Source organism: Acinetobacter legionensis (assembly GCF_048551735.1).
Classification (GTDB): domain Bacteria; phylum Pseudomonadota; class Gammaproteobacteria; order Pseudomonadales; family Moraxellaceae; genus Acinetobacter.
In genome coordinates this window covers 1-22,261 of sequence record NZ_JBIMBV010000032.1, presented here as the reverse complement: position 1 = coordinate 22,261, position 22,261 = coordinate 1, and the positions used below count along the sequence as shown (strand labels likewise).

Below are 22,261 nucleotides of genomic sequence, written 5' to 3'. Positions count from 1 at the left end.
GGTGAGTGGAAGTTGCTCGAAGAAACAAATTTAGGTCAGTTTGAGTTCAAAACGGTTTCAGTTAATGAACTCCGCACCGCCATTGCAGAGCATGACAGTCGAGTGTTTAAGGTGGGGGATTTGGTGGTTTACTTATCAAGTATCGCACCTGAGCATAATGATATTTATGAGGTCTGGAAAGTTGATTTAACTGGATGTCTTATTGTGCTTAATGATATGGATTACAGGGCTATATATCATCAAATCAGACACGCAACCCCCGAAGAAATCATAGCAGGTCATCGTTTGGAGGCAGAACGTCATGGATAAGTTTAATGAATTTTATGAAAACTTAGAGCTTCAATGCTTAAGCCTGCAAGAAGTAGCAGAACTAAGCTATGCAGCAGGTCAGCAATCCCGACAGGCTGAATTCGACGCAATGACCGAAGCCCTCTTAAACCAAACTCAGTTGCTTGCTAAGCAAAAGGCTGAGGTTGAAGAGAAAGACAAGCGGATTGAAGGGGCTTTATTTCAAATTCGTCAAAAGGCTTTAAGTTTAAAAGAGGATTGCGATGGGTACAAAGATCCTGTTGGCATATGTCAATCCGAGGGAATTGATTGGTGTGTAAGGTTTTTAGAAAAAGCCTTGCGAGGTGAGCATGCAAATTCCTAAAGCTCGCCCACGTCAACCAAAATACAAGAACAAGACTATCGAATGCGATGGTCTAAAGTTCGATTCAGTCAAAGAAGCTAGACGTTATCGAGAGTTGAAGATTCTTGAGCGTGCGGGAGAGATCGGAGAGCTAAAGACGCAATACGCGTTTGTACTAGCTGAGTCAGTCAGATTTAGCACTGAACCACGTAAGAAGCCAGCACTTCGATACATTGCTGATTTTGTCTATCTCAAAGATGGATGCCAGATAGTTGAAGATGTCAAAAGCAAGATTTCAAGAAGTCTTGCTGAGTATCGAATCAAAAAGCATTTGATGATGTCAGTGCATGGGATTGAGATTTTAGAGGTTTAAGGGGAATCAGATGCAATGGATCTTAGCTTTCTTCCTATTCATTTTCATGATGGGAGTGAAAATATCTGATGGCGCAGTACTGGATTGGGTTTTCTTTATCGTTGTAGTAGGCATGTTTTTAGCAGCAATAGTAGCAGTACGAGTTTTAGGTTAAGGGGCAATTATGAACGCAGCGGTTAATCACATTATGCAAAATGTTAATTGGAAAGAAAGAACAATTGAGGGATGGTTAAAAGCATTTGGCGCATGGTGTGATGCTTGCCCAAATAACCGCTTAACCATTATTAAGACAACACCTGACAAGAAGCTTACACAGGATCAAAGAGAGTGGCTTTTGTCTGTATACATGAATGATGGTGAATATGTTGGACGATTGCCAACACGCAAGAAATCAGGGTGTGTGATCAATGACAACGAGGCGAGAGCATTTCAACGTCTATGGCTAGATATCAAAGACAATGCTAGTGAGATTTTGCAAGAGTGGCTTGATCTTGTTTGGTCGCATTATGTAGAAGGGTATTCATTGAGGGAGATTGCTGAACGTAGAAATATTGGCAAAAGCTCAATTGATCAAGATATACGGTGTGGCATTGCATATATGCGAGGCCAAGCTTCATTTATTAAAAGTGAACGCGCTGGATAAGTATTGACTGTCCGGACGGGAAGTGCTAAATTTCTGTTATAGTGGACGAAGTTATGGTAATCCACACAGTTTTAAAGTTTTATATACCCACTAGTTCCATCTCGTGGGTATTTTTTCATATTAAAAATGCATGTATCAAATCAATCCTAACTCTTTTGCATGAGCTAAAAGGGCTTGTTTAACCGCTTTAGAGCGATTGTCACCGTAGTGCGCCTGTAGCGCAGTTAATGCATCAAAAACATCTTGTTCTTTCTTAGAGATAATAATCGGTGAGATTTTATCTAGTGCTTTATTACGGTAGTTATCAGCCGCTTTGAGTTGAGCATTTGAAGTCTTTACTTCTGACATATTGATTATCCTCTTGGTTAAGCTATAATCAGGAGAGCAACCCCTTTCGAGGTTGCCGTTATCTTAGTAGGTTGACTGTGAAATCATTACCAAGATAACTAGAAGAATGATTATTAAGTATTTCATCTTCTAAGCTCCTGAGAGTTATTGTTTTGGTAACTTAGTTACCGCCTCCAAGTCTAGAACTGCCATTCTCGACTTGTTAAAAACATTATATGCTAGCATATAAATATATGCAAGCATATAATTGAGAAAAGCTCGTTATTTTTAACGGGCTTTTTGCTTTTTAGACCGAACAATAAAAAATAGATGTTAGAATCCCACCGATAAATAGGAAAACACATGAACATTTGCATCGGTGGTGATCTTAACGGTCAAGTTGTAGAGAAAAGCCCAAACGATTACTTTCAACAGTCAATCGTAATTGGCGACAAGACATACAAGTTTTGGTTTTCAGATAAAGTAAGTTTTCATGATGCGTTTGTCGAAGCTGAGAAGCTGGCAAGGCAAGGATGAAATAAAGGGCGCTTAGGCGTCTTTTTACCCATTGTATGATATAAATTATTCTCAAACCAATAACTTGAGAATTAATATGTTAGTTAGAATCGATCAAGAACGCTATGTAAATCCAGCTCATGTTTCTGCATTAAAAATTCGCAAAATTACAGAATCAAAATATTCAGTTTATATATCAATTAACGGTATAGGTAAGGAATCTATCGTAACGGTCAATTGTGAAACATTAAAAGGAGCGGAAGCAATATTAGATTTATTGAATGTTTAAGAATTTGTGAGTTGTGTAGAGAGATTGATATTGCTTGGATAAGTTGATAATTTATTGTTTCTAAATTAATTATAGAGATAATAATGGCACACAGAGAAACGAAACTAACAAATGCCGAATCAGAAACAGGCAAACAGAACAAATATTTAGTCACCTACTTGGTTGTTGATAACACTGATCTTGAAGATACTCAAAAAAATATTGATTATCGTCCATTATTTGTTGAGATTGATGGTGAAGATATTTCTATCTTTGAAGACAGCTTTGTAGATCCTAGAGACAAACTAAAATATAAGCTTCTTATTTGGTAACACAAACCTCCTTCGGGAGGTTTTTTATTGGAGATTCCTTTATGGAAGATATAGAGCTTCCGAAAGGGAGTGAGCCACTAGAAAATCAACAACATGAAAATTTAGCTCAAGCCTATGTTGAGACTGCAAATAAGAAAAAAGCAGGGGAAAAGGCGGGCTACACAGATAAATCAAACGCATTTCGAGCCATTTTAAGACCAGATGTTCAAGAACGTATTAAGTTTCTACAAGAAGAACGTGCAGAAGAGTTGGGCATTGATGCTTATTACATTTTAAAAAGCCTCAAGTCTGTTGCTGAGCGTTGCATGCAGTCAGAAGAAGTTTTAGATCGTGACGGCTTCCCAGTTTTGGTAGAAGGTCCTGATGGGAATGTGGCTCCACAATACAAGTTTGATCAGAGTGGAGCTAACAAATCACTTGAATTGATGATGAAGCATTTAGGCATGCTGAGCGACAAAGTGAAGCATGAGCATACGGGTAAAATAGATATTCAAAGTATCAGTGATGCTGATCTTGACAAAAGAATCAAAGAGCTAGAGCAAAAGGTGATGCCAAATGAACAAGCAGGAGAAACTTGAGTATTTAGCATTACTGGAAGAAAAAGACAGACGTAACGATGTTTATCGATACAAAGACTTTGGCTCAAAACTTTACCCATTTCAACGTGAATTAATTAAAGCTTCCAATCAATATTCACAAGTCATGTTGATGGCTGCCAACCGGGTTGGTAAAACCATGACAGGGACTTACATTGATACCATTCATGCACTTGGACATTATCCAGATTGGTGGGACGGACACGTATTCAATAATGCGCCACTTATGTGGCTGCTTGGATACTCAGGTGAAAAATGCCGCGACTTACTTCAAACGCCTATTTTTGGCCGAAGAATAGAAAATAACTGGATTGGTGGGTTAATACCGCCAGAGTATATTCTCGAACATGAATCAATGACAGGCACACCAAATGCAATGCGTACTGTGTATGTGCGTCATGGTGGCGGTGGAGATGTGCAGTATCAATCTTCAAAGGTTCAACTATGGTCATATTCACAAGGTCAACATGCCTTAATGGGTGACTCAGTTGATTGGTATCATATTGATGAAGAACCAAAGGATCAAACAATTTTCCCTCAGGTTTTGACACGTACTGCAACAGGTGATAGCGGTAATGGTGGTCGAGGAGTTTTAACTTTTACGCCTGAAAATGGGCGAACAGACCTTGTTATTCAATTTATGGATACACCTAGTGATGGTCAGTATTTGATTCGTGCAGGCTGGGATGATGTCACACACTTAACAGAAAAAACTAAGCAAACGCTATTAGATTCTTTCCCACCACATCAAAAGGAAATGCGTACCAAGGGTATTCCAATGCTTGGTCATGGTCGTATTTATGACCTTAGTGAAGAATATATAACATGCGAACCTTTTGAGATCCCTGATCACTGGATGATTATTGATGGTATGGACTTTGGTTGGGATCATCCTCAAGCACAGGTACAGCTTGCAATTGACTTGGATACAGAAACAATCTATGTCACAAGAGCATGGAAACAGCGCCAAGTTTCACCTGATGAAGCATGGGGATCCACAAAAGTCTGGTCAAAGGACGTTCCAACTGCTTGGCCTGCTGATGGCCGTCAAACCGAAAAAGGCTCAACCAAACAACAAAAATCATATTACGAGAAGGCTGGATTTAATATGCTTGCTAATCATGCAACATGGCCCGATGGTGGCAATGGGGTTGAAGCGGGTTTATTCGAAATTCTAGATTTAATGCGTAAAGGCAAATGGAAAGTGTTTAGAGGGTTGCGAGCTTTCTTTGATGAGTTTTTACAGTATCACCGAGACGATAAGGGTCGAATCGTTAAAACAAATGATGATGTTTTAGATGGTGCGCGCTATGCATATATGATGCGTCGTTTCGCTGTAAGAAAAGGCTTAATTGGACAGCCAAAAAAACCAAAAGTAACAGTAATCCCTACAGCACATCGCTGGTAACTTAAGAGGTCAAGTTGTGGATAAATCAAATGAACAACTTGCCAACATTCTCACTCAAGCAAAAACACAATTCGATAAGATTCAAAGCGCTGTACGTGAAGAACGTCAACAGTGTTTAGAGGATCGTCGGTTTTATTCAATTGCGGGTGCTCAATGGGAAGGCAAGCTTGGTGAACAGTTTGAAAACAAACCTAAGTTCGAAGTTAATAAAATTCACTTAGCAGTTATTCGCATCATTAATGAGTATCGTAACAATAGAATTAGTGTTGATTTCATTAGTAAGGATGGATCAAAGAATGATGATCTAGCTGAAACTTGTAATGGTCTTTATCGTGCAGATGAGCAAGACTCATGTGCTGAGGAAGCTTATGACAATGGCTTTGAAGAAGCTGTTGGCGGTGGTATGGGCGCATGGCGTTTACGTGCTTGTCTTGAAGATGAGGAAGATGACGTAAACGACTATCAGCGTATTGTGATTGAGCCTATTTTTGATGCTGATTCATGTGTTTTCTTTGATTTAGATGCGAAAAGGCAAGACAAGGCAGATGCAAAATTTTGTTTTGTTCTATCTTCAATGACAGTTGATGCTTTCAAAGATGAATATAAGGAAGATCCTGCAACATGGGATAAATCAATCAATAATACTGAGTTTGATTGGTGTACAGGTGATGTTGTCTATGTCGCTGAATACTACAAAATCGAAACTGTAAAAGAGAAGATTCACATCTTCGAGTTGATTGATGGTACTCAAGAGCGACACAGTGAAAAAGAACTGGAAGAGAATCCTGAACTAAAAGTTAAACTTGATGCTACTGGTGCTCAAGAGTTCAGAATTAAAACAGTTTCAAAACGCAAAGTTCATAAATACATCTTATCTGGTAGCAAGGTGCTTGAAGACTGCGGAATTATTGCAGGCAAACACATTCCAATTGTTCCTGTTTATGGCAAACGTTGGTTTATTGACAACATTGAGCGTTGCATGGGGCATGTGCGCCTAAGTAAAGATGCACAGCGATTGAAGAATATGCAGCTTAGTAAGTTGGGTGAAATTAGCGCCCTATCTGCTGTTGAAAAGCCAATCATGGCGCCTGAGCAGGTCGCTGGGTTAGAACATATGTGGGCTAACGATAATTTAGTTAACAACCCTTACTTGCTTGCGAGCCCTCTTACAGATGTCAATGGCAATATTATTGCTCAAGGGCCTATTTCATATACTAAGCCACCGCAAATCCCTCCAGCAATGGCGGCACTAATGCAAATATCAGACATTGATATTAAAGAGCTTCTTGGCAATCAAGAACAGGGTGAAAAAATTGCTTCTAACATTAGCGCTGAAGCGATTGACATGGTTCAGACTCAGCTAGGCATGCAAGCTTATATCTATGTGTCAAACATGGCTAAGGCAATTAAACGATCTGGTGAGATTTGGCTTTCAATGGCCTCCGAAATCTATGTTGAAGATGGTCGAACAATGAAGACGGTTGGTGAGCAAGATGAAATTGACAGCATTGAATTGGTTCAACCAAAAATCGTTGATGGTGAGCAAACATATGCAAATGACTTGTCAAAGGCAAAGTTTGATGTAGCTGTAGATGTTGGTCCTACTTCATCAAGTCGCCGATCGGCAACAGTTCGAGCATTAACTGCCATGCTTCCAATGGTTACCGATCAAAACGATCAGCAGGTATTGTCCTCTATGATCATGCTGAATATGGAAGGCGAAGGCATTAGTGATGTTCGTGATTACTACCGTCAGAAATTATTACGCTTAGGTGTTGTTAAACCAACAGAAGAAGAGCAGCAACAACTTCAAGCAGAAGCGCAAAACCAACAACCTGATCCAAATTCATTGTATTTACAAGCTGCCGCAGAAGAAGCATCTGCCAAAGCACAGAAAGCAAAAGCTGACACAGTTCTAGTAAGTGTTAAAGCGGAAGAAACGAGAGCGAAAACTGCAGAAACATTAGCTCGTATGAATCGAGAGGATCAACAAGCTGTATTAGATATGGTTCAGCAAATCAACCAAGCCACAACGGTATCCGCTCAGCCTGAAATGAGTGAGGGAGTTCAAAATGTCTGATTATGAGCAAGAGCAACAAAATTTAGATCCTGAAAATCAAGATTTAGAAAATCAGGAAGAAGGTGGCGAGCATCGAGATGGTGCAGTACAACCTAATACTGAGGAACAAAATCAAGAAGCTGAAGAATTTGTTGTGACTTACGGTGATGAAGGGCCAAAGAACGAATCAAATGATGATGAGTTTAATGGTCAACCAGCGCCACATTGGGTTAAAGAACTTCGTCGTGAAGCTAAAGAAGGTAAGCGACGAATCAAAGAGCTTGAATCACAATTATCTCAGAATCAAAAACCGCAAGAAGTAGTGTTAGGCGAGATGCCTAAACTAGAAGATTATGGTTACAACGAAGATGATCCTGAATATAAAAAAGCGATTGAAAACTGGGCTGAACAAAAAGTTAAGCTTAATGATCAAGAACGCAAAAAACAAGCTGAACAGGAAAATGCAGCCAAAGCTTGGCAAGAAAGATTGTCAGACTATGAAGTTAAAAAGAATGCAGTAAAAACCAAAGTGAGAGACTTTGACGAAGCTGAAGAGTTAGCACGAGATGTGTTAACCGAAACTCAGCAAGGCATTTTAATTCATGGCGCTAAAAATCCTGAACTGATCATTTACCACTTAGGTAAGAACCCTGAAAAAGCGAAAGAATTGGCAGGTATTAAGGATCCTATTCAATTCGCATTTGCAGCTGCAAACATCGATGCTCAAATCAAAGTGCAAACTCGAAAACCACAAACAAATCCAGAATCAAAAGTTAATGGATCAGGCCCGTTGAGTGGTGCTACTGATTCAACTTTAAACAAATTACGATCTGAAGCTGAAAAGACAGGCGATTACACAAAAGTGGTCGCATATAAGAAGCAGAAGCGCCAAAAAGATTAATTGGAGAAATACATAATGGCTAACGCTTTTAACAAAGAAGAAATCGTTGCATGGGAACAACTATGTGAGGGTTTTGAAGACTCAGAAGTAATGGCACGCAATGTGTCAAAATACACAATCAATGGGGCAGATGCTGCACGTACAAACGACACAATTTGGCGTCCAGTGCCATACATCGCAACGTCATTTGATGGTATGGACCAAACATCTAACTTCAAAGATAAAACACAACTGTCAGTCCCTTCTACTATTGGTTTTAAAAAATCTAGCCCGTTCTTGCTTGATGCTTCAGAATTGCGTGATGCATTACAACAACAGCGTCTTGGCGAGGCAGCTCGTCAAAAGTTAGGCTCAGACATTAATACTGCTGTAGCACGTACTGCGGCAATGCAAGGTACGGTGGTAATTGCTCGTTCAGGTGCTGCCACATCTTATGATGACATCTCTCAAGCTGATGCCGCACTAACAGAACAAGGTATCAATAGTGAAAATCGTAAATTCATTTTGTCTGCACGTGACTACAATGGGTTGGCAGGTGATTTGGCAAAATCAACACGTTCTTTCACGGGTAACAAGTCAAATGATGCTTACACGCGAAGTTTTGTAGGTGAAGTAGCAGGTTTTGATACATTCAAAGCGGATTATGTGCCTCGCCTAACTGCTGCGACTGCAACTGGCGTGACGATTGGTGCGGCCAACCAATACTATGTGCCTAAAGCAACATCTACAGCGTCAACTGGTGAAGTGGGTAATGTTGATAACCGCTATCAAACAATAACTGTTGCAAACACTACTGGCGCTCTTAAAGCAGGTGACTGTTTTACAATTACAGGTGTTGAGTCGGTTCACCATATTAATAAGGAGGCTACCGGTCAGCTCAAAACCTTCCGTGTTATCTCAGTAAACAGCGCGACATCACTTGTTATTTCACCGCCAATCATTTCTGCACAGGGTGCGAGTGAAGCTGAAAAGCAATATCAAAACGTCTCAGCAACACCAGCTAACGGTGCTGTAATCAATGCTCTGAATATTAAAACTGCTTATGCGAATCCATTTTGGCACAAAGATGCAATTGAATTGATTCCTGCTGTTGCTGCTGTTCCTCGTGATGCTGGTGCAGCGGTGATGACTTACACAACCTCAAGTGGTATTGAGATTGTGTTCCAGAAGCAATACGACATTAACACCATGAAAACTAAATTCCGTTTAGATACATGGTTTGGAGTGGTTATGACCAACCCTGAAATGTGCGGTATTGAATTGTTTAACCAGTCTTAAACTAACAACCGTGACGACAAATGCCCGCTAAATGCGGGCGTCGTCATTTTAGGAGTATGCAAATGTCAAATGAATACCCAAAGGCATTACACAAAGGCAATCAGAAAAACTTTGAAAGCCTGATTGCTCAGAATGTTGAGCAAGAAGAAGAACTTCGAGAAAATGGTTATAAAAACTATTCAGAATTGCCAGAACATAGCCAATTGGTAGGTGTTGTTTTTGGGTCAGTTTCAAACTCAAATGAAGAGCTTGATCAAGTCAAAACAGAACTCCTTGAAGCATTAAAAAATAATGAATGGTATGAAGAACAACTTCAAACCGCTCAATCTGAATACATTTCAAAAGTGAATGAGCTTCAAAAAGAAAACTCAATCTTAAAATTCAATGCTATGGATGCAACAGAACTTAAAGTAATTCTTGATTCCAAAGATGTGAAATATGGTTCACGCGATGGTAAAGATATTCTTGTGGGTCTGGTAATTTCTGCTATTTACCCAGAAGTAGGTGACTAAACATGTCATGGACTAAGCGTCAAATTATTGAACGTGCTTATGAAGAAATAGGTTTGGCTGCTTATGTCTTTGACTTACAGCCAGAGCAGGTTGAAAGCGCAAGACGAAAACTTGATTCAATGGTTGCTGGATGGTCTTCAAAAAATATTCAAATTGGATACCCGCTACCAAGTGAAGCAGACTCAAGCGATATAGATCAGGACACAAACGTACCTGATTACGCTATCGATGCACTTGCATTTAATTTAGCAATTCGGATTGCACCAGGGATAGGAAAGCAAGTCTCACCAGATATTCGCATTGCTGCAAAAGGTGCATACAACGACTTGCTAACAATGGCAGTTAAAAACCCACCGCAAATGAAATATAGCTGTACGCTACCAAGCGGTGCAGGCCATAAACACCGTTGCGATAAATTCATTATCAATAAACAAGACAATAACGTTTTATCACCTAATCAAGATGTGGAGTTCTTTAATGACTAAGCGATTAAATGCTGCTGATTCCTTGGTGATGGGCGACCAAATTGTTATCTATCGAGGTAATTGCACTGATTTTAGAGCATTACCATTTGATGTCTTGGTCAAGGAAATACTTGCTTTAATTCCAAAGCCTGATTTTAAAACGCCTGAGCTTCAAAGATTTAACCCAAATGACAACTTCACTATTGATGTTGATAAAAATGAAGTGGGTACGTATTTGGTTCTCAATCCCTCTATTGCTATAGATTCAGGTTGGATTAATCTTCCACCAGTGGATACCAAAACAGATGGTTATGAGGTAATTGTTAGCTGTTCTGAGCAAATCAACAACCTAACTATTGATGGTGGTGACAAGGCGGTAATTGGTGAGCCTAATGCAATCAATGCAACAGGTTTCTTTAAGATGAAATACGATGATTTATCACATACATGGTACCGCGTGGGGTAAATATGCAAATACCAATCCTTAGTGGAATTTATACAGATGAAAACTCAGATTTCCGTTCTTCTTATCCTAGAAACTTAACACCAGTTCCTAAAGAAAATGGGTTATCAAATGGGTATCTTCGCCCAGCCGAAGGAATTCTATTATTCAGTGATCTAGCAGGTGTTGATCGAGGAGGTATAAACTGGAATGGTATTTGTTATCGAGTTTGTGGTGATCAACTTGTTAAAGTAAATAGTGATGGTTCAGTAGTCCAGCTTGGCTATGTTGGAGGTACTGGTTATTGCAACTTTGATTATTCTTTTGATTACCTGGCAATCAATAGTGGAGATAATCTCTATCTATACAAAGATGGCATTCTAAAACAGATCACAGATGGTGATTTAGGTTTAGTCAAGGATGTTGTGTGGGTTGATGGATATTTCATGACGACCGATGGTGAGTTTCTAGTTATTACTGAACTCAACAATCCTTTTGAAGTTAATCCACTTAAATACGGTTCATCTGAAGTTGATCCTGATCCAATAAATGCACTATTCAAGCTTCGCAATGAAATCTACGCCCTTAACCGCTACACCATTGAAGTTTTTGACAACGTTGGCGGTGAAAATTTCCCATTTAGTCGAATTGATGGGGCTATGGCAACACGAGGCACATTGAGCCCGAGCACATGTTGTAAATTTCTAGAAACAATTGCATTTGTTGGTAGCGATAAGAACGAGCCAATTTCTATTTATTTATCTGCAAATGGCTCAACTCAAAGGATTGCCACAAGAGAAATTGACCAAATTCTTAGAACTTATACTGAGGACGAGCTATCCCGATGTCTTTTAGAGTCAAGAATGGTTGAATCCCATCAGTGGCTATATTTTCACTTACCTGATAAGACCATTGTTTATGATGCAGCAGCATCAACAGCAACAAGCCAGCAAGTCTGGTTTATTTTATGTTCAGGATTTGGTGAGGTTCAGTACTTAGCGCAAAACCATGTTTGGTGTTATGACAAGTGGATTGTTGGTCATCCCAATCAAAGTAAGCTTGGTATTTTAACCAATAAAAATGGTGAGCATTGGGGTGATGTTGTTGAGTGGTCCTTTGATACTTCAATTGTTTACAATGATTCTTTTGGTGCAATATTTCATCAAGTTGAATTGGTGGCTTTAACTGGTAGAACGTTATTCGGTCACAGCCCGACAGTTTGCACCCAATATTCACTTGATGGAGAGATCTGGTCAGTAGAAAGATACATTAGTGCTGGCACAGTTGGACAGCGTGATAAGCGCCTTGTTTGGCTCCAGCAAGGGCATATGCGTAATTGGCGCATACAGCGATTTACAGGAACTTGCGAAAGCAGGCTTGCAATTGCTCGGCTAGAGGTTCAAGTCGAACCACTGGGGGTTTAAATGGCTTTAGTAGATCCAAAAACACCGCCAAGAAAAGATCTAGAAAAAATGTGTGGTGGAGATCAGCGCCTCGTTAAAGCGTTTGAAAAATTATTTGAATTAATCCCTAGTGAATTGAATAAAGGAAGTGATGACCTGTCAAATGCACAGATCTCTGCTGACAATGCTGCAACTCAGGCAAATTTTGCAGGATCATTTTTAACTAGTTTTGAATATTTGATTAATTTCATAGCACTACAGCCAGCATTAGTACAAATCATTGAGAGTTCTTTGGGAATAAATCCAGCTCAAGAGCATAGTGCTTCAGATTACTTGTATCCAATATATCAACAAATTGAATGTTCAAACCCAAATTTTGAGATCACATAAATGGCAACTGTAACCGCAAAAAATTTAGTCACATCTAAATTTATCGAAAATTCTCAAACAACCCAATACACAGCTCAAAATGGCAAAGCATTGATTGATAAATGCACTATTACCAATGTAACCGCAAGTGCGGCAAAATTTAGCATTAATTTAGTTCTAACTGGTTCAGCTGGAACTTCAAACCTAATCATTAAAGATCAATCTGTTGCCGCAGGAAATGTGTATTTATGCCCTGAAGTAGTGGGTCATGTAATTGAGTCAGGTGGTTCTATTAGCACCGTCTCCGATACTACAGACGCATTGGTTTTACGTATTTCAGGGCGCGAGGTGGTGTAGTGAATAATTTCCATGTTATTACAACAGCTGATGTGAATAGCTTGATGTTAAATATAAAACGCCATCCTGAGCTATGGAAGGAAGATACATTTTTAAGGGATTACCAGCAGGGCCCATTTGGGGAGATTGAAAGCATCATGCTTCGTTTCCCTGAAAAGCGTGTTTTTGAGCAAGAAGAGGAGCTTGAAAAATACAAACGTGGAGAGAGTCAATTTGATCAACATGAAAGTATTGATTATCCAGCGTTTGCGATTTTAACTGAAGCGCGTGGGATAGTTTTTGGTTTGATGGCGTTGGTGCAGGGTGAGCGCATTGGCCGTGTGATGATCAATAAGATCAAACCAGGTGGGAAAATCTACCCTCACGCAGACTCACCAGAACACACAGATTACTACACAAGATTTCATGTGGTTTTACAGTCATCAGCTGGTTGTTATTTGCGAGCTGGTGATGAACAGCTTGAAATAAAAACAGGTGATGTTTTTTGGTTTAACAATAAGCTTGAGCATGAAGTTGTGAATAATTCTGCTTTTGATCGCATATCAATGGTAGTGGATATTAAGGTGAAGAAATGATTACAGCACATGTAGAAAGTTTTGAACAAAATCTAGAATTTCTTAAACCTTTGCTTCCAATTCACTATGCGGAACTTGCATTAAATCAAGATAAGGTGCCACTTTCTCCACAATTTGATAAATATATTGATGCAGAAAATCGTGGTGAATTAATTTTTGTTGCACTTCGAGATGCAGGTCAAATAGTAGGGTATTTCATTGGCTTTATTGCACCAGGTCTACATTACTCAACCTGCCTAACTTGCCAGATGGATATTTTTTATGTTCTGCCTGAGCACCGTGGAAGCGGGGCTGGATTTCAATTATTCAAATTTGTAGAGATAAATCTTAAACAGCGTGGAGTACAGCGCATGTTTGTGGGATCCAAGATGCACAAAGATGCCTCTTGGTTGTTCGAGAAACTAGGATATGTTCCTGCAGAAACATATTATTCAACTTGGTTGGGAGATTAATATGGTAGCGGCCGCAGTCGTTGGCAGTGCTGTTGTTGGTGGCGTGATGTCAAGTCAAGCGCAAAAGAAGGCAGCAAAAAGCGCAGCATCAGCACAATCAGAATCAAGTCAAGCTGGAATTGATGAGCAAAGACGTCAGTTTGATGCAATCCAAGAGCTTATGAAACCTTATGTAAATGCTGGTACACAAGGTTTAGGTGGTCAACAAGACTTGCTTGGTTTAAATGGCGCTGATAAGCAACAAGCAGCTATTGATGCGATTAATAATAGCTCAGCTATGCAAACCTATATGCAGCAAGGTGAGAATTCCATTTTACAAAATGCATCAGCTACTGGTGGGTTACGTGGTGGAAACACTCAATCTGCATTAGGTCAGTTTAGACCGCAATTACTCAATCAATTAGTAAATCAGCAATACCAGAATCTTGGCGGGTTAACCTCACTTGGGCAGAATGCAGCCGCAGGCGTTGGTAATGCAGGTATGCAATCAGCTAACAATATATCCAATTTAATGCAATCTGTGGGTCAGGCTCAAGCGGGGAGTGCGCTAGCTCAAGGCCAAGCAAATGCAAATATGTGGAATAGTGTCAGCAGTGCCATAGGTAATGTTGGTGGTGCTTACCTATATAATAAAGGTTTCTGAGGTGAATCATGGCGCAACCTTATAACTACATGCTGGATATTCCAAATCCTGTTGATGCGGTAAGTCAAAGTATGGCTAATGGTTTTAATATGGCTGCAAGTGTTGATAAGGCACAGCAGCAACGTGAGCAAGTTGCTATTCAGAAAGCTCAACAGTCTAAGATGAACAGTGACTTGCAGTATCTTTCGAACAACCCAAGCCCTGAAAACTATTCAAAAGTGATGACTCTTTACCCTCAACTTTCAGAAAACCTTAAGCGTTCATATGAAACAATGGATGACGGGAAAAAGAAAACAACCCTTAGCCTTGCATCTCAATCGTATGCAGCACTCATGAACAATCAACCTGAAGTAGCAAAACAGGTATTAAATGATGCTGCAACGGCTTATGAAAATTCTGGGCAGACGAAGGATGCTGGTGTTTTGCGTGGTTATGCAAAAATGGTTGAAAACAATCCAAATGCGGCACGAACTTCAATTGGAATGTTAATGGCTTCTACCAATCCAGATAAATTTGCTGATATTTATGGAAAACTTGGTGACGAAAGTCGTGCCAGTGAAATGCAACCTCTTGAGATGGCTAAAACTGAAGCAGAAACAGCAAAAATCAATGCTGAAGCTGGTGATATTCCACTTGCTGCAGCTGATCGAGCCCAAGGAGTCATAAACCAAGGGAATAAAATTGAGTATGACAATCAGTACAACTTTGACAAGTTGGGTCAAGACCAGCAGCAATTCCTTGCCAGCCTTGAGCAAAAAGATCGTATTTTGGCGACAAAGATGGCAGCAGTTAAAAAAGAAACTTCCACCCAAAAGGTTGAGCGCTTAGAAAAGGCTCAAAGTTTTGCAACGGCAGCCGTAAATGCCTCAAGTACTGCAAAGTTGGCAGCAGAATTAATCAATGATTATAAAAAATTATCGGATGCGAGTGGCGCTGGTGTTTGGAACGCAGCAATGCGAAATATACCAGGTACTGCTGAGTATGATTTTGCTCGTCGGGTTGAGACACTTAAGAGTCAGGCTTTCTTAATCGGTGCTCAAAATCTTAAAGGCTTAGGCGCAATGACTGAGATAGAAGGGAAAAAGGCAACTGATGCTCTTGGTAACTTGGATCTAAGTCAAAATACCAAGCAAGTTGCTATGCAGCTGGCTGATATCGCCAAGGCTGCTAACAATGTTGCGCAAGCAGCCAATAAAAATGCTCAGATCTATTCAACAAAAGGTCAAGGGTATTCGCAGGGCATTAAAGATGCAGCTAAAGAATTGGGAATTTCAGAAGCTGAGGCACAATTGTTTGCAAACGAAAATGGGCTGTAAATTAACCATTCGACCACAAGCCACCTTCGGGTGGTTTTTATTACCTAAGGAAAAGCCATGGCAAATAGCTATAAAGATTCAAAATGGTCTAATTTATCCACCATTACTGAAAAACGCCTTGGATTACCTGATGGGTTGCTTAGAAACATTGTGCTGCATGGTGAGAAGTCTAATGCGGACCAAGTAAGCAGTGCTGGCGCAAAAACGGTTTACCAAATCATCCCTCAAACTCGAGATGCGATCTTAAAGAAATACAAATTTGATGCTTATGAGAGTGATAAAAATTCCGCTTTAGCGGCTGGATATTTGCTTAAAGAAGCACTTGATCGTAACAACGGGAATGTTGAAGCGGCTATAGGTGAGTATCATGGTGGTACTGATCGTAAAAATTGGGGTCCAGTTAACAAGGCTTATCGTCAGCGCGTACTCTCAGCAATGGGTGGTCAAAAGTCTCAAGATCAACCCACAAATGCAGCTCGGGACCAGTACCAAAACCAATCTAAAGACATTGTTGCTGAATACCGCAAACAACAAGCAGAGCGTCAAAAAGCACAGCAAACAAAGCCTAATGCGGATGCAGATCGATCACAGAAAATCATTACTGCTTATCAGAAAGCTCGACAGGATGGGAGAATTCAAGATTCAACAACCCAACCTCAAGGCCTTCCTGATTTTGATGCTAATGGCAACATTACGCATGAACAGCCACCAATTGAAGTTAAGCCTGAGCTGACAATTACAGATCGCTTAAAAGGAGCAGGAGAGGCAGCGTTATCAACCGCTACAGGCATGACAACAGGTGCAGTTGGGTTTATCGATGGAGCCTTGGGTGGTATTGGTCGTGCAGTCGATTCAGGAACATTTGGAACACCTGAAGGCGCAAGGCAGATTGAACAAAGCGCATCTGAAGGTGCAGCCAACTTCACTTATGCACCTAGAACCCAATTAGGTCAAGAATATGTGCAAAAAATTGGTGAAGTTACTGAACCATTAGCTGCATTCATTCCTGCAACTGCTGAAATAGGACTAGCTGCTCAAGCGGCAAGAAGTGCTGCACCAGTGATTCAAGGACAAGCCGTGCGTGCAGGTCAAGCTACAAGTCAAACAGTCCAAAGACCCATCCAAGCCACGACAAATGCTATTAGATCGGGAGTTGATGGCCTTAAGGATGCTATTGGTTTGAACCGCGATACCAACACAAATCCAGCACCAGCAAACATTGGTGCAGCGCAAGTTGATCAAGCCACTATTCGTGATGCTTTAGCTCAAGACCTGCCTTATCCACCTCAACTGACTCAAGGCCAATTAACGCGTGATCCTGGTCAATTAAAATTTGAAACTGAAACTGCTAAGAATTCAAATCTTGGTACACCACTTCGTCAGCGTTATGAAGAACAGCATGAGGTTATGCAGCAAAACCTTGAGGCTTTTATTGATGATACTGGAGCACAAGCGACTAATATGCGTGAAGTTGGTTTATCTGTTGATAGCGCACTCCAAAAACAAATGAAAGCTGATAAGAATCGGGTACGTGTTGCATATGCTAAAGCTGACAAATCAAACGAAGCTCAATTGCCTGTAGATCTTACACAGCCAGTTAGAAATGGCAATGACACCCTAACTGTACTTGATTATCTAAACTCCCAACCAGATCTTAAATCAACCCCTATTATTTCTGATGCTAAATCTATAGCTACCAAGTTGGGCATTGCGAACAAGGATAGTAATGGAGATTTAATCCCTGCATCCCCAACAGTTAAACAAATGGAGAAATGGAGATCCGAGATTAATCAAAACACTAATCTTGAGCCTACCAACGTACGTCAAACTGCAATACTGAAAAGTTTGATTGATCAACATGTTGAGCCTATTGCTGGTCCACTTTATCGAGCTGCTCGTGTTGAGAGAAAGCGAATGGCTGATCACTGGGAAAATCGCGCAATCATTAAGGATCTCACAACCAATAAAACAGGAAGTAGCGATAGAAAAGTTGCGCTTGAAGATGTACAGAAGCGAATCATTCATGATGGCTCACTTGATGACATGAGGTTTGCGAAACGTACCTTATTGACATCGGGTGAAGAGGGTAAACAAGCATGGCGTGATATTCAGGGTCAAACACTTCAAGAAATCAAAATGGAAGCCACTAAAGGTGTTGCATCTGATGCACGTGGAAATCAAATGATAAGCCCTGCTGCTTTAAATACTGCAATCAACAAACTGGATAAAAGTGGCAAACTAGATTTTATTTTTGGCAAACAAGGTGCAGAAAAATTACGGGCAGTAAATGAGATATCAAAAACTTTGTTTACTGTTCCTACATCTGCGGCAATTAACCATAGTAACACTGCAGCAACACTTACAGCCGCTATGGATATTGCACTGTCAGGAATGTCGGGGTTTCCTGCGCCAGTAGCGTCAGCGCTTCGTCTAGCAACAAAACACATCAAGGACAACAAAGTGCGTGCAAGAGTGCAAAAAGCACTAAACCCAAATCAACCACGACCTTAAATTAAACTCAAATACAAACCCAGCCAAGTGCTGGGTTTTTAATTTCTAAATCCTATAAACTCCAAGGAGTTATGCGAATGAGTAGTAAAGTTATATCTCCATACCCAATTTTTAATGATGTTGATGGGGATCCATTAGATGCGGGATATACGTACATTGGTGAGACAGGTAAAAATCCAGAAGTCTATCCAGTACCTGTATTTTTTGATGAAAACTTATCAATTCCAGCACCTCAACCAATCCGAACTCGAAATGGCTACATTTCTCAAAGCGGAAAACCAGCCAAACTTTATATTGCAAATGAAAAATGTTCTGTAACTATTAAAAATAAAAGAAAAACAATAATCTGGACTGATTTGAATGCAGATTTAAGTTTTACTGTTGATGGGATTAATAAAAAAATCAAATCCACTATTACGTATGTAAATAGTATTGCAGAATTATTATCCTTAGAAGCATGGGAAGGCCGAACAGTACAAAACAATGGCTTGCAAAAAGGCTTGTTTAAGTTCAATAAACAAAGACTATCTGAAAATGATGGTGGTACTATCTTTAATGGCTGGGAGCGCCAATATTCTGGGGGTGTTTATGCAGAATGGTTTGGTGCGGATAACACTGGGGTAACAGATATCGGGTCATCATTGCAAAAAGCTTTCGATTCATTCCGTTGCGTAAATTTAGGTGATGGGGATTTTCTTTTAACTTCGGTTGTTGGTCTGCCGTATGTTTCAAATTACGGTGATAATGATATACGCTTGGTTGGAACAGGTCAGACAAAAGCTATTGTAAATAGCACAACTCCTGTTTTTACAAGTAAGGCTAGTTTAAGCAATCCCAATTCACCTGAAAACTTATTTTGTGGAAAAGTATATATAGATGGTATTAATTTTAGCTCAACAATAGCAAACGCTAAAATTTTCAATTTAGATCGTATTTATAACTTTACATCACAATCTAATACCTATTATAAAATAGGTTCTGTTGGATATAGTAGCTTACTAAGAAGCGCAGAAAATATCCCATACATGCAATCTATTCAATTTATTGATAACAAATTCTCTGAGTGTGATCATGCTATTGATGGATATGCTGCCTTTAACGTTGAATGGAAATCAAATCATTGCGAGGGTTGTGGTGACTTACTCAACTTCAAGGATTACACAAACGGATCAGGTACAGTTATCAAATCCAGGATACAGTCTTTGCAAATTGATGGCGGTATGCATGAGGGTGGTGGTCTTTTCTTAAAAGCCTCTAATGTTTACTCGCTCCAGATTGATGGTCAATATCTGGAGTCAAATACCAAATTTGGAGCAGGCACAAACAAGTGTAATATTTATTTGACTCCAGATTATGTTTATAGTTTGGCTGGATCAATAAAGAACTTAACTTGTGGAAATATATTTACAGCAGACAATACATGGCAAGATATTAAAATTGTCTATGACAATACTCCTTATACTGCAATAACATCTCACTCAGCTAGGATTTCCGTTTCTGATTGCTGGACTACTGCTTACTATCTTTTTAACAAAGATTCCTATGTAAGGCACTTCAATAATCAGACTGGATATAGTGCTGCACTTGGTGACACTGGATTTGCACCTCAACCATTTAGCCATAGGTCAAACAAGGTATCATATTGGTTTAGGGACTTTGTGAATCTCCCAACTGGAAAAATGAGTGGGGGCAACTTGCAATTGCCAGTCATAAAAACCAATTTGATTAAACAGTATACAAAGCAAACATCTGGATGTACTTTTGATCTTGATATAAAGATTGAGATTTTGAACGCATCCGTTTCTATTGGTTATATTGCAGTGAAGATACATGGAGCGCTAATGAATGCGCTAACCAAAAGCCAACAATCACCTACAGACACTACAATACCTGATAGACTTTATTGTTTTGCTAATATAGTTTCTATTGTTCAGGCCGATAAAACAGTTATTAATGGGACGGGATCAACCATGAATACTTTTTTTAATCTGTCGAACACTTCCAGCTCTCCAAAATTATCAATTGATAATGCAACAAATGGGCAGTTTGGTTATCACACCTTGAGTCTTAATAATTTTAATTTTAATGGTGTGGATGGGACCTCCACACCTACTGGATATAATATGAGTGCAACATTAACAACATATAGTTCTGGTAGAGCATTTAGTGATGTATGCAGTGGTGCACTTGTTCGACTTGAAGTTGATTAAAAAATCTCAAATTGTTTATCTTTCACAAAAGGGACAACCTCCGGTCCCTTTTGTGAAGTTGCATAGACAAAAAATACTAAGATAAATGTAAAAAAAACAGTATTAACTGCGTACCTAAATCTAATATCTTTGATGCTGATTAACAAAATTCCAATAATGAAGAAAACGGGCCACATAAAGTAAAAAGCTAATCGGATTAAAGCCTGATTTACAAAACCATTAAAATAAAAGAAAATTTGAAGGCCAATAAAAAAACTGTATATAACACTTAAAAAAACAAAAAGTTCACGTAAGTCGTAGCGAACAATTTTTTTAGCTATAACAGACACAAAAAATACAAGTGTATAAAACAATAAAAGTGTTGCAGATAAATTTGATGTAACGGAGTCTTTATCTGAATATGCAGAGTATCGAACGTATTTTTCAGTAATATAGTTTAATATTGTTCCAGAAACTAAGACTACTGCAGCAATATTCACAAACCATAGCCGATAAAGGATATCCTTAAACTTCCAAATAAAATAAAAACCCAAGCAAATTAGCGATGAATAGTGAAAAAATATGGATGAAATAATTACGAGAATAATAAATCTTCTTGTATTTCCTTGCGTTAAAAAATACGTTGCAAGAATTATTATTGACATTGCAACACTTTGACGCAGGATATTAAAAGCATTGTAATAAACAATAAAATAACTAAATAATGCGCCAAAAAGTAAAACTAAATTTAATTTAGTTTTAATAAAAACATATGTGAAAATTGAATACATCATTGCAATGTATATGAAGAATAATATATGTGGATCTCTAAAAATAATCATCAAAAAGTAAGTTAGGATGCAGAATCCAATTTCAAAACCTCTAGTTAAAGAGAAATAAAGAATATCATTAAAACTATTTAATGATGCTAAATCTTTAAATATGTAAACATATTCGATGGTATCCGTACCCATTGAATAGTCACGAACCAAGTATAGTGATGAAAGAACTAATACAGTCAAAATCGCAAGTATTGGTTTTATTGATTTTGTTTGTTTTGCATTCATCAGAAAAGCAAGCGCTGATGTCAATGTGAAAACCACTAGATATGGAATCATAAACTTAATTTGAATTCAAAATTTGCTCCATTCTCTCGAATAAGCATTAAAAATTCAATTTAAAAATTTAAATATACCGAACTACACTCAATCCTAGTCACCAAACATCTAGGGGTAATGCCAAAAATAGGGGGTTACATGTCTGATACACAGGCAACAATTGACGCGTCAGTAGCTATAGCTGCAAGCAAAACCGCAGCATATGGCGGTAGTACTGCTGGCGCTATTACTGCATGGCTTGGGAGTATTGATCTTGCGTTTTGGATCAGTATTTTGATTGCAATTGCAGGCTTAATAATGAACTGGTATTTCGCGCGCAAGAAAGATAAGCGTGATGAACTAGAACACAAAGCCTATATCGCATCACTTCAAATCAAGGGGAAGATCGATGTCAATAAAGACTAAAATCATAGTAACAACATTGAGCGCATCAGCGCTTTTTTTTGGCTCTTTAATTGGTTATGAGGGGTACAAATCAAAACCATATTTAGATAGTGCTAAAGTGGCAACGATTGGTATCGGGTCCACATCATATGAAAACGGTACTAAGGTCAAAATGACTGATAAGCCCATTACAA

29 protein-coding genes are annotated in these 22,261 nt (G+C 39.2%); 27 read left to right on the top strand and 2 right to left on the bottom strand.

Features of this window, described 5'->3' with window-relative positions; all coding sequences use genetic code 11:
* From ACG9ZL_RS19960 to ACG9ZL_RS19940, 5 genes are all read left to right on the top strand, one after another.
* The coding region (locus ACG9ZL_RS19960; RefSeq protein ID WP_419361485.1) for a hypothetical protein at nucleotides 1-309 on the top strand (309 nt) is incomplete at its 5' end.
* Nucleotides 302-652 (top strand): hypothetical protein, encoded by a 351-nt coding sequence (locus tag ACG9ZL_RS19955; RefSeq protein ID WP_419361482.1) that lies wholly within the window; start codon nucleotides 302-304, stop codon nucleotides 650-652. The genes ACG9ZL_RS19960 and ACG9ZL_RS19955, both read left to right, overlap by 8 nt.
* Nucleotides 639-1,004, top strand: coding sequence for a DUF1064 domain-containing protein (locus tag ACG9ZL_RS19950; RefSeq protein ID WP_419361488.1), 366 nt, complete (start codon nucleotides 639-641; stop codon nucleotides 1,002-1,004). The genes ACG9ZL_RS19955 and ACG9ZL_RS19950 overlap by 14 nt, the downstream gene beginning before the upstream one ends.
* A 10-nt stretch (nucleotides 1,005-1,014) precedes the next feature.
* Entirely contained in the window at nucleotides 1,015-1,158 is a 144-nt protein-coding gene (locus tag ACG9ZL_RS19945) for a hypothetical protein (protein ID WP_244013260.1), read from the top strand.
* Between the two features lie 9 nt (nucleotides 1,159-1,167).
* Nucleotides 1,168-1,647, top strand: coding sequence for a hypothetical protein (locus ACG9ZL_RS19940; protein WP_419361479.1), 480 nt, complete (start codon nucleotides 1,168-1,170; stop codon nucleotides 1,645-1,647).
* Nucleotides 1,648-1,782: 135 nt separating this feature from the next.
* Here the strand turns inward: ACG9ZL_RS19940 and ACG9ZL_RS19935 are convergent, their stop codons facing one another.
* Nucleotides 1,783-1,995: a hypothetical protein gene (locus ACG9ZL_RS19935; RefSeq protein ID WP_419361476.1), complete on the bottom strand. Its 213-nt coding sequence runs from the start codon at nucleotides 1,993-1,995 to the stop codon at nucleotides 1,783-1,785.
* Nucleotides 1,996-2,337: 342 nt separating this feature from the next.
* On the opposite strand from ACG9ZL_RS19935, the gene ACG9ZL_RS19930 reads away from it, so the two are divergent.
* The 20 genes from ACG9ZL_RS19930 to ACG9ZL_RS19835 all read left to right on the top strand — a co-directional run bounded on the left by ACG9ZL_RS19930 (nucleotide 2,338) and on the right by ACG9ZL_RS19835 (nucleotide 20,586).
* Nucleotides 2,338-2,511, top strand: coding sequence for a hypothetical protein (locus ACG9ZL_RS19930; RefSeq protein WP_419361473.1), 174 nt, complete (start codon nucleotides 2,338-2,340; stop codon nucleotides 2,509-2,511).
* Nucleotides 2,512-2,587: 76 nt separating this feature from the next.
* Entirely contained in the window at nucleotides 2,588-2,779 is a 192-nt protein-coding gene (locus ACG9ZL_RS19925; RefSeq protein ID WP_419361470.1) for a hypothetical protein, read from the top strand.
* An 83-nt stretch (nucleotides 2,780-2,862) separates the two neighbouring features.
* Nucleotides 2,863-3,090, top strand: coding sequence for a hypothetical protein (locus tag ACG9ZL_RS19920; RefSeq protein WP_419361468.1), 228 nt, complete (start codon nucleotides 2,863-2,865; stop codon nucleotides 3,088-3,090).
* A 41-nt stretch (nucleotides 3,091-3,131) separates the two neighbouring features.
* The gene (locus ACG9ZL_RS19915) at nucleotides 3,132-3,668 is read left to right on the top strand and encodes a terminase small subunit (RefSeq protein ID WP_419361465.1); all 537 of its coding nucleotides are present in this window, start codon (nucleotides 3,132-3,134) and stop codon (nucleotides 3,666-3,668) included.
* Nucleotides 3,646-5,094, top strand: coding sequence for a phage terminase large subunit family protein (locus ACG9ZL_RS19910; protein ID WP_419361463.1), 1,449 nt, complete (start codon nucleotides 3,646-3,648; stop codon nucleotides 5,092-5,094). The genes ACG9ZL_RS19915 and ACG9ZL_RS19910 overlap by 23 nt, the downstream gene beginning before the upstream one ends.
* A 16-nt stretch (nucleotides 5,095-5,110) precedes the next feature.
* Nucleotides 5,111-7,174, top strand: a complete 2,064-nt coding sequence (locus tag ACG9ZL_RS19905) for a portal protein (protein ID WP_419361460.1) — start codon at nucleotides 5,111-5,113, stop codon at nucleotides 7,172-7,174.
* Complete coding sequence (locus tag ACG9ZL_RS19900) at nucleotides 7,167-8,054, top strand: hypothetical protein (RefSeq protein WP_419361457.1); 888 nt, start codon at nucleotides 7,167-7,169, stop codon at nucleotides 8,052-8,054. Before ACG9ZL_RS19905 ends, ACG9ZL_RS19900 begins: the two co-directional genes overlap by 8 nt.
* Nucleotides 8,055-8,069: 15 nt before the next feature.
* Complete coding sequence (locus ACG9ZL_RS19895) at nucleotides 8,070-9,332, top strand: P22 phage major capsid protein family protein (protein WP_419361455.1); 1,263 nt, start codon at nucleotides 8,070-8,072, stop codon at nucleotides 9,330-9,332.
* Nucleotides 9,333-9,394: 62 nt separating this feature from the next.
* Nucleotides 9,395-9,844 carry a hypothetical protein gene (locus tag ACG9ZL_RS19890; protein WP_419361452.1) on the top strand — a complete coding sequence of 150 codons (450 nt, stop codon included), beginning with the start codon at nucleotides 9,395-9,397 and terminating at the stop codon, nucleotides 9,842-9,844.
* Nucleotides 9,845-9,846: 2 nt separating this feature from the next.
* Nucleotides 9,847-10,329 carry a packaged DNA stabilization gp4 family protein gene (locus ACG9ZL_RS19885; protein WP_419361449.1) on the top strand — a complete coding sequence of 161 codons (483 nt, stop codon included), beginning with the start codon at nucleotides 9,847-9,849 and terminating at the stop codon, nucleotides 10,327-10,329.
* Nucleotides 10,322-10,774, top strand: coding sequence for a hypothetical protein (locus ACG9ZL_RS19880; protein WP_419361447.1), 453 nt, complete (start codon nucleotides 10,322-10,324; stop codon nucleotides 10,772-10,774). Before ACG9ZL_RS19885 ends, ACG9ZL_RS19880 begins: the two co-directional genes overlap by 8 nt.
* Before the next feature lie 2 nt (nucleotides 10,775-10,776).
* A complete protein-coding gene (locus tag ACG9ZL_RS19875) occupies nucleotides 10,777-12,174 on the top strand; it encodes a packaged DNA stabilization protein (RefSeq protein ID WP_419361444.1) in 1,398 nt (465 codons plus the stop codon).
* Nucleotides 12,175-12,543: a hypothetical protein gene (locus ACG9ZL_RS19870; RefSeq protein ID WP_419361441.1), complete on the top strand. Its 369-nt coding sequence runs from the start codon at nucleotides 12,175-12,177 to the stop codon at nucleotides 12,541-12,543. It begins immediately after the preceding gene.
* Nucleotides 12,544-12,879 carry a hypothetical protein gene (locus ACG9ZL_RS19865; protein ID WP_419361438.1) on the top strand — a complete coding sequence of 112 codons (336 nt, stop codon included), beginning with the start codon at nucleotides 12,544-12,546 and terminating at the stop codon, nucleotides 12,877-12,879. It abuts the gene before it with no gap.
* Nucleotides 12,879-13,454, top strand: coding sequence for an aspartyl/asparaginyl beta-hydroxylase domain-containing protein (locus ACG9ZL_RS19860; protein ID WP_419361436.1), 576 nt, complete (start codon nucleotides 12,879-12,881; stop codon nucleotides 13,452-13,454). Before ACG9ZL_RS19865 ends, ACG9ZL_RS19860 begins: the two co-directional genes overlap by 1 nt.
* On the top strand, nucleotides 13,451-13,906 hold the full coding sequence (locus tag ACG9ZL_RS19855; protein WP_419361433.1) for a GNAT family N-acetyltransferase: 456 nt from the start codon (nucleotides 13,451-13,453) through the stop codon (nucleotides 13,904-13,906). Before ACG9ZL_RS19860 ends, ACG9ZL_RS19855 begins: the two co-directional genes overlap by 4 nt.
* Before the next feature lies 1 nt (nucleotide 13,907).
* Nucleotides 13,908-14,549, top strand: coding sequence for a P22-gp17 family phage DNA ejection protein (locus ACG9ZL_RS19850; protein WP_419361430.1), 642 nt, complete (start codon nucleotides 13,908-13,910; stop codon nucleotides 14,547-14,549).
* 8 nt (nucleotides 14,550-14,557) lie between these two features.
* A complete protein-coding gene (locus ACG9ZL_RS19845) occupies nucleotides 14,558-15,865 on the top strand; it encodes a hypothetical protein (RefSeq protein ID WP_419361428.1) in 1,308 nt (435 codons plus the stop codon).
* A gap of 57 nt (nucleotides 15,866-15,922) precedes the next feature.
* On the top strand, nucleotides 15,923-18,376 hold the full coding sequence (locus ACG9ZL_RS19840; RefSeq protein ID WP_419361425.1) for a lysozyme family protein: 2,454 nt from the start codon (nucleotides 15,923-15,925) through the stop codon (nucleotides 18,374-18,376).
* Nucleotides 18,377-18,453: 77 nt separating this feature from the next.
* Nucleotides 18,454-20,586 carry a hypothetical protein gene (locus ACG9ZL_RS19835; protein ID WP_419361423.1) on the top strand — a complete coding sequence of 711 codons (2,133 nt, stop codon included), beginning with the start codon at nucleotides 18,454-18,456 and terminating at the stop codon, nucleotides 20,584-20,586.
* Here ACG9ZL_RS19835 and ACG9ZL_RS19830 read toward each other — a convergent pair.
* Nucleotides 20,583-21,656, bottom strand: coding sequence for an EpsG family protein (locus ACG9ZL_RS19830; RefSeq protein WP_419361420.1), 1,074 nt, complete (start codon nucleotides 21,654-21,656; stop codon nucleotides 20,583-20,585). The genes ACG9ZL_RS19835 and ACG9ZL_RS19830 overlap by 4 nt on opposite strands.
* Before the next feature lie 165 nt (nucleotides 21,657-21,821).
* Between ACG9ZL_RS19830 and ACG9ZL_RS19825 the strand changes: the two genes are divergently transcribed.
* Together ACG9ZL_RS19825 and ACG9ZL_RS19820 are read left to right on the top strand one after the other, a co-directional pair.
* Nucleotides 21,822-22,088, top strand: coding sequence for a holin (locus tag ACG9ZL_RS19825; RefSeq protein WP_151956122.1), 267 nt, complete (start codon nucleotides 21,822-21,824; stop codon nucleotides 22,086-22,088).
* Nucleotides 22,072-22,261 (top strand): glycoside hydrolase family protein (locus ACG9ZL_RS19820; RefSeq protein ID WP_419361416.1); only part of this gene is annotated, 190 nt, incomplete at its 3' end. The genes ACG9ZL_RS19825 and ACG9ZL_RS19820, both read left to right, overlap by 17 nt.

What these genes read in the sequence shown, in the direction of transcription:
- ACG9ZL_RS19955 (WP_419361482.1), top strand. Translation starts at nt 302, where the DNA reads ATGGATAAGTTTAATGAATTTTATGAAAACTTAGAGCTTCAATGCTTA.
- ACG9ZL_RS19950 (WP_419361488.1), top strand. Translation starts at nt 639, where the DNA reads ATGCAAATTCCTAAAGCTCGCCCACGTCAACCAAAATACAAGAACAAG.
- ACG9ZL_RS19945 (WP_244013260.1), top strand. Translation starts at nt 1,015, where the DNA reads ATGCAATGGATCTTAGCTTTCTTCCTATTCATTTTCATGATGGGAGTG.
- ACG9ZL_RS19940 (WP_419361479.1), top strand. Translation starts at nt 1,168, where the DNA reads ATGAACGCAGCGGTTAATCACATTATGCAAAATGTTAATTGGAAAGAA.
- ACG9ZL_RS19935 (WP_419361476.1), bottom strand. Translation starts at nt 1,995, where the DNA reads ATGTCAGAAGTAAAGACTTCAAATGCTCAACTCAAAGCGGCTGATAAC.
- ACG9ZL_RS19930 (WP_419361473.1), top strand. Translation starts at nt 2,338, where the DNA reads ATGAACATTTGCATCGGTGGTGATCTTAACGGTCAAGTTGTAGAGAAA.
- ACG9ZL_RS19925 (WP_419361470.1), top strand. Translation starts at nt 2,588, where the DNA reads ATGTTAGTTAGAATCGATCAAGAACGCTATGTAAATCCAGCTCATGTT.
- ACG9ZL_RS19920 (WP_419361468.1), top strand. Translation starts at nt 2,863, where the DNA reads ATGGCACACAGAGAAACGAAACTAACAAATGCCGAATCAGAAACAGGC.
- ACG9ZL_RS19915 (WP_419361465.1), top strand. Translation starts at nt 3,132, where the DNA reads ATGGAAGATATAGAGCTTCCGAAAGGGAGTGAGCCACTAGAAAATCAA.
- ACG9ZL_RS19910 (WP_419361463.1), top strand. Translation starts at nt 3,646, where the DNA reads ATGAACAAGCAGGAGAAACTTGAGTATTTAGCATTACTGGAAGAAAAA.
- ACG9ZL_RS19900 (WP_419361457.1), top strand. Translation starts at nt 7,167, where the DNA reads ATGTCTGATTATGAGCAAGAGCAACAAAATTTAGATCCTGAAAATCAA.
- ACG9ZL_RS19895 (WP_419361455.1), top strand. Translation starts at nt 8,070, where the DNA reads ATGGCTAACGCTTTTAACAAAGAAGAAATCGTTGCATGGGAACAACTA.
- ACG9ZL_RS19890 (WP_419361452.1), top strand. Translation starts at nt 9,395, where the DNA reads ATGTCAAATGAATACCCAAAGGCATTACACAAAGGCAATCAGAAAAAC.
- ACG9ZL_RS19885 (WP_419361449.1), top strand. Translation starts at nt 9,847, where the DNA reads ATGTCATGGACTAAGCGTCAAATTATTGAACGTGCTTATGAAGAAATA.
- ACG9ZL_RS19880 (WP_419361447.1), top strand. Translation starts at nt 10,322, where the DNA reads ATGACTAAGCGATTAAATGCTGCTGATTCCTTGGTGATGGGCGACCAA.
- ACG9ZL_RS19875 (WP_419361444.1), top strand. Translation starts at nt 10,777, where the DNA reads ATGCAAATACCAATCCTTAGTGGAATTTATACAGATGAAAACTCAGAT.
- ACG9ZL_RS19870 (WP_419361441.1), top strand. Translation starts at nt 12,175, where the DNA reads ATGGCTTTAGTAGATCCAAAAACACCGCCAAGAAAAGATCTAGAAAAA.
- ACG9ZL_RS19865 (WP_419361438.1), top strand. Translation starts at nt 12,544, where the DNA reads ATGGCAACTGTAACCGCAAAAAATTTAGTCACATCTAAATTTATCGAA.
- ACG9ZL_RS19855 (WP_419361433.1), top strand. Translation starts at nt 13,451, where the DNA reads ATGATTACAGCACATGTAGAAAGTTTTGAACAAAATCTAGAATTTCTT.
- ACG9ZL_RS19850 (WP_419361430.1), top strand. Translation starts at nt 13,908, where the DNA reads ATGGTAGCGGCCGCAGTCGTTGGCAGTGCTGTTGTTGGTGGCGTGATG.
- ACG9ZL_RS19845 (WP_419361428.1), top strand. Translation starts at nt 14,558, where the DNA reads ATGGCGCAACCTTATAACTACATGCTGGATATTCCAAATCCTGTTGAT.
- ACG9ZL_RS19840 (WP_419361425.1), top strand. Translation starts at nt 15,923, where the DNA reads ATGGCAAATAGCTATAAAGATTCAAAATGGTCTAATTTATCCACCATT.
- ACG9ZL_RS19835 (WP_419361423.1), top strand. Translation starts at nt 18,454, where the DNA reads ATGAGTAGTAAAGTTATATCTCCATACCCAATTTTTAATGATGTTGAT.
- ACG9ZL_RS19825 (WP_151956122.1), top strand. Translation starts at nt 21,822, where the DNA reads ATGTCTGATACACAGGCAACAATTGACGCGTCAGTAGCTATAGCTGCA.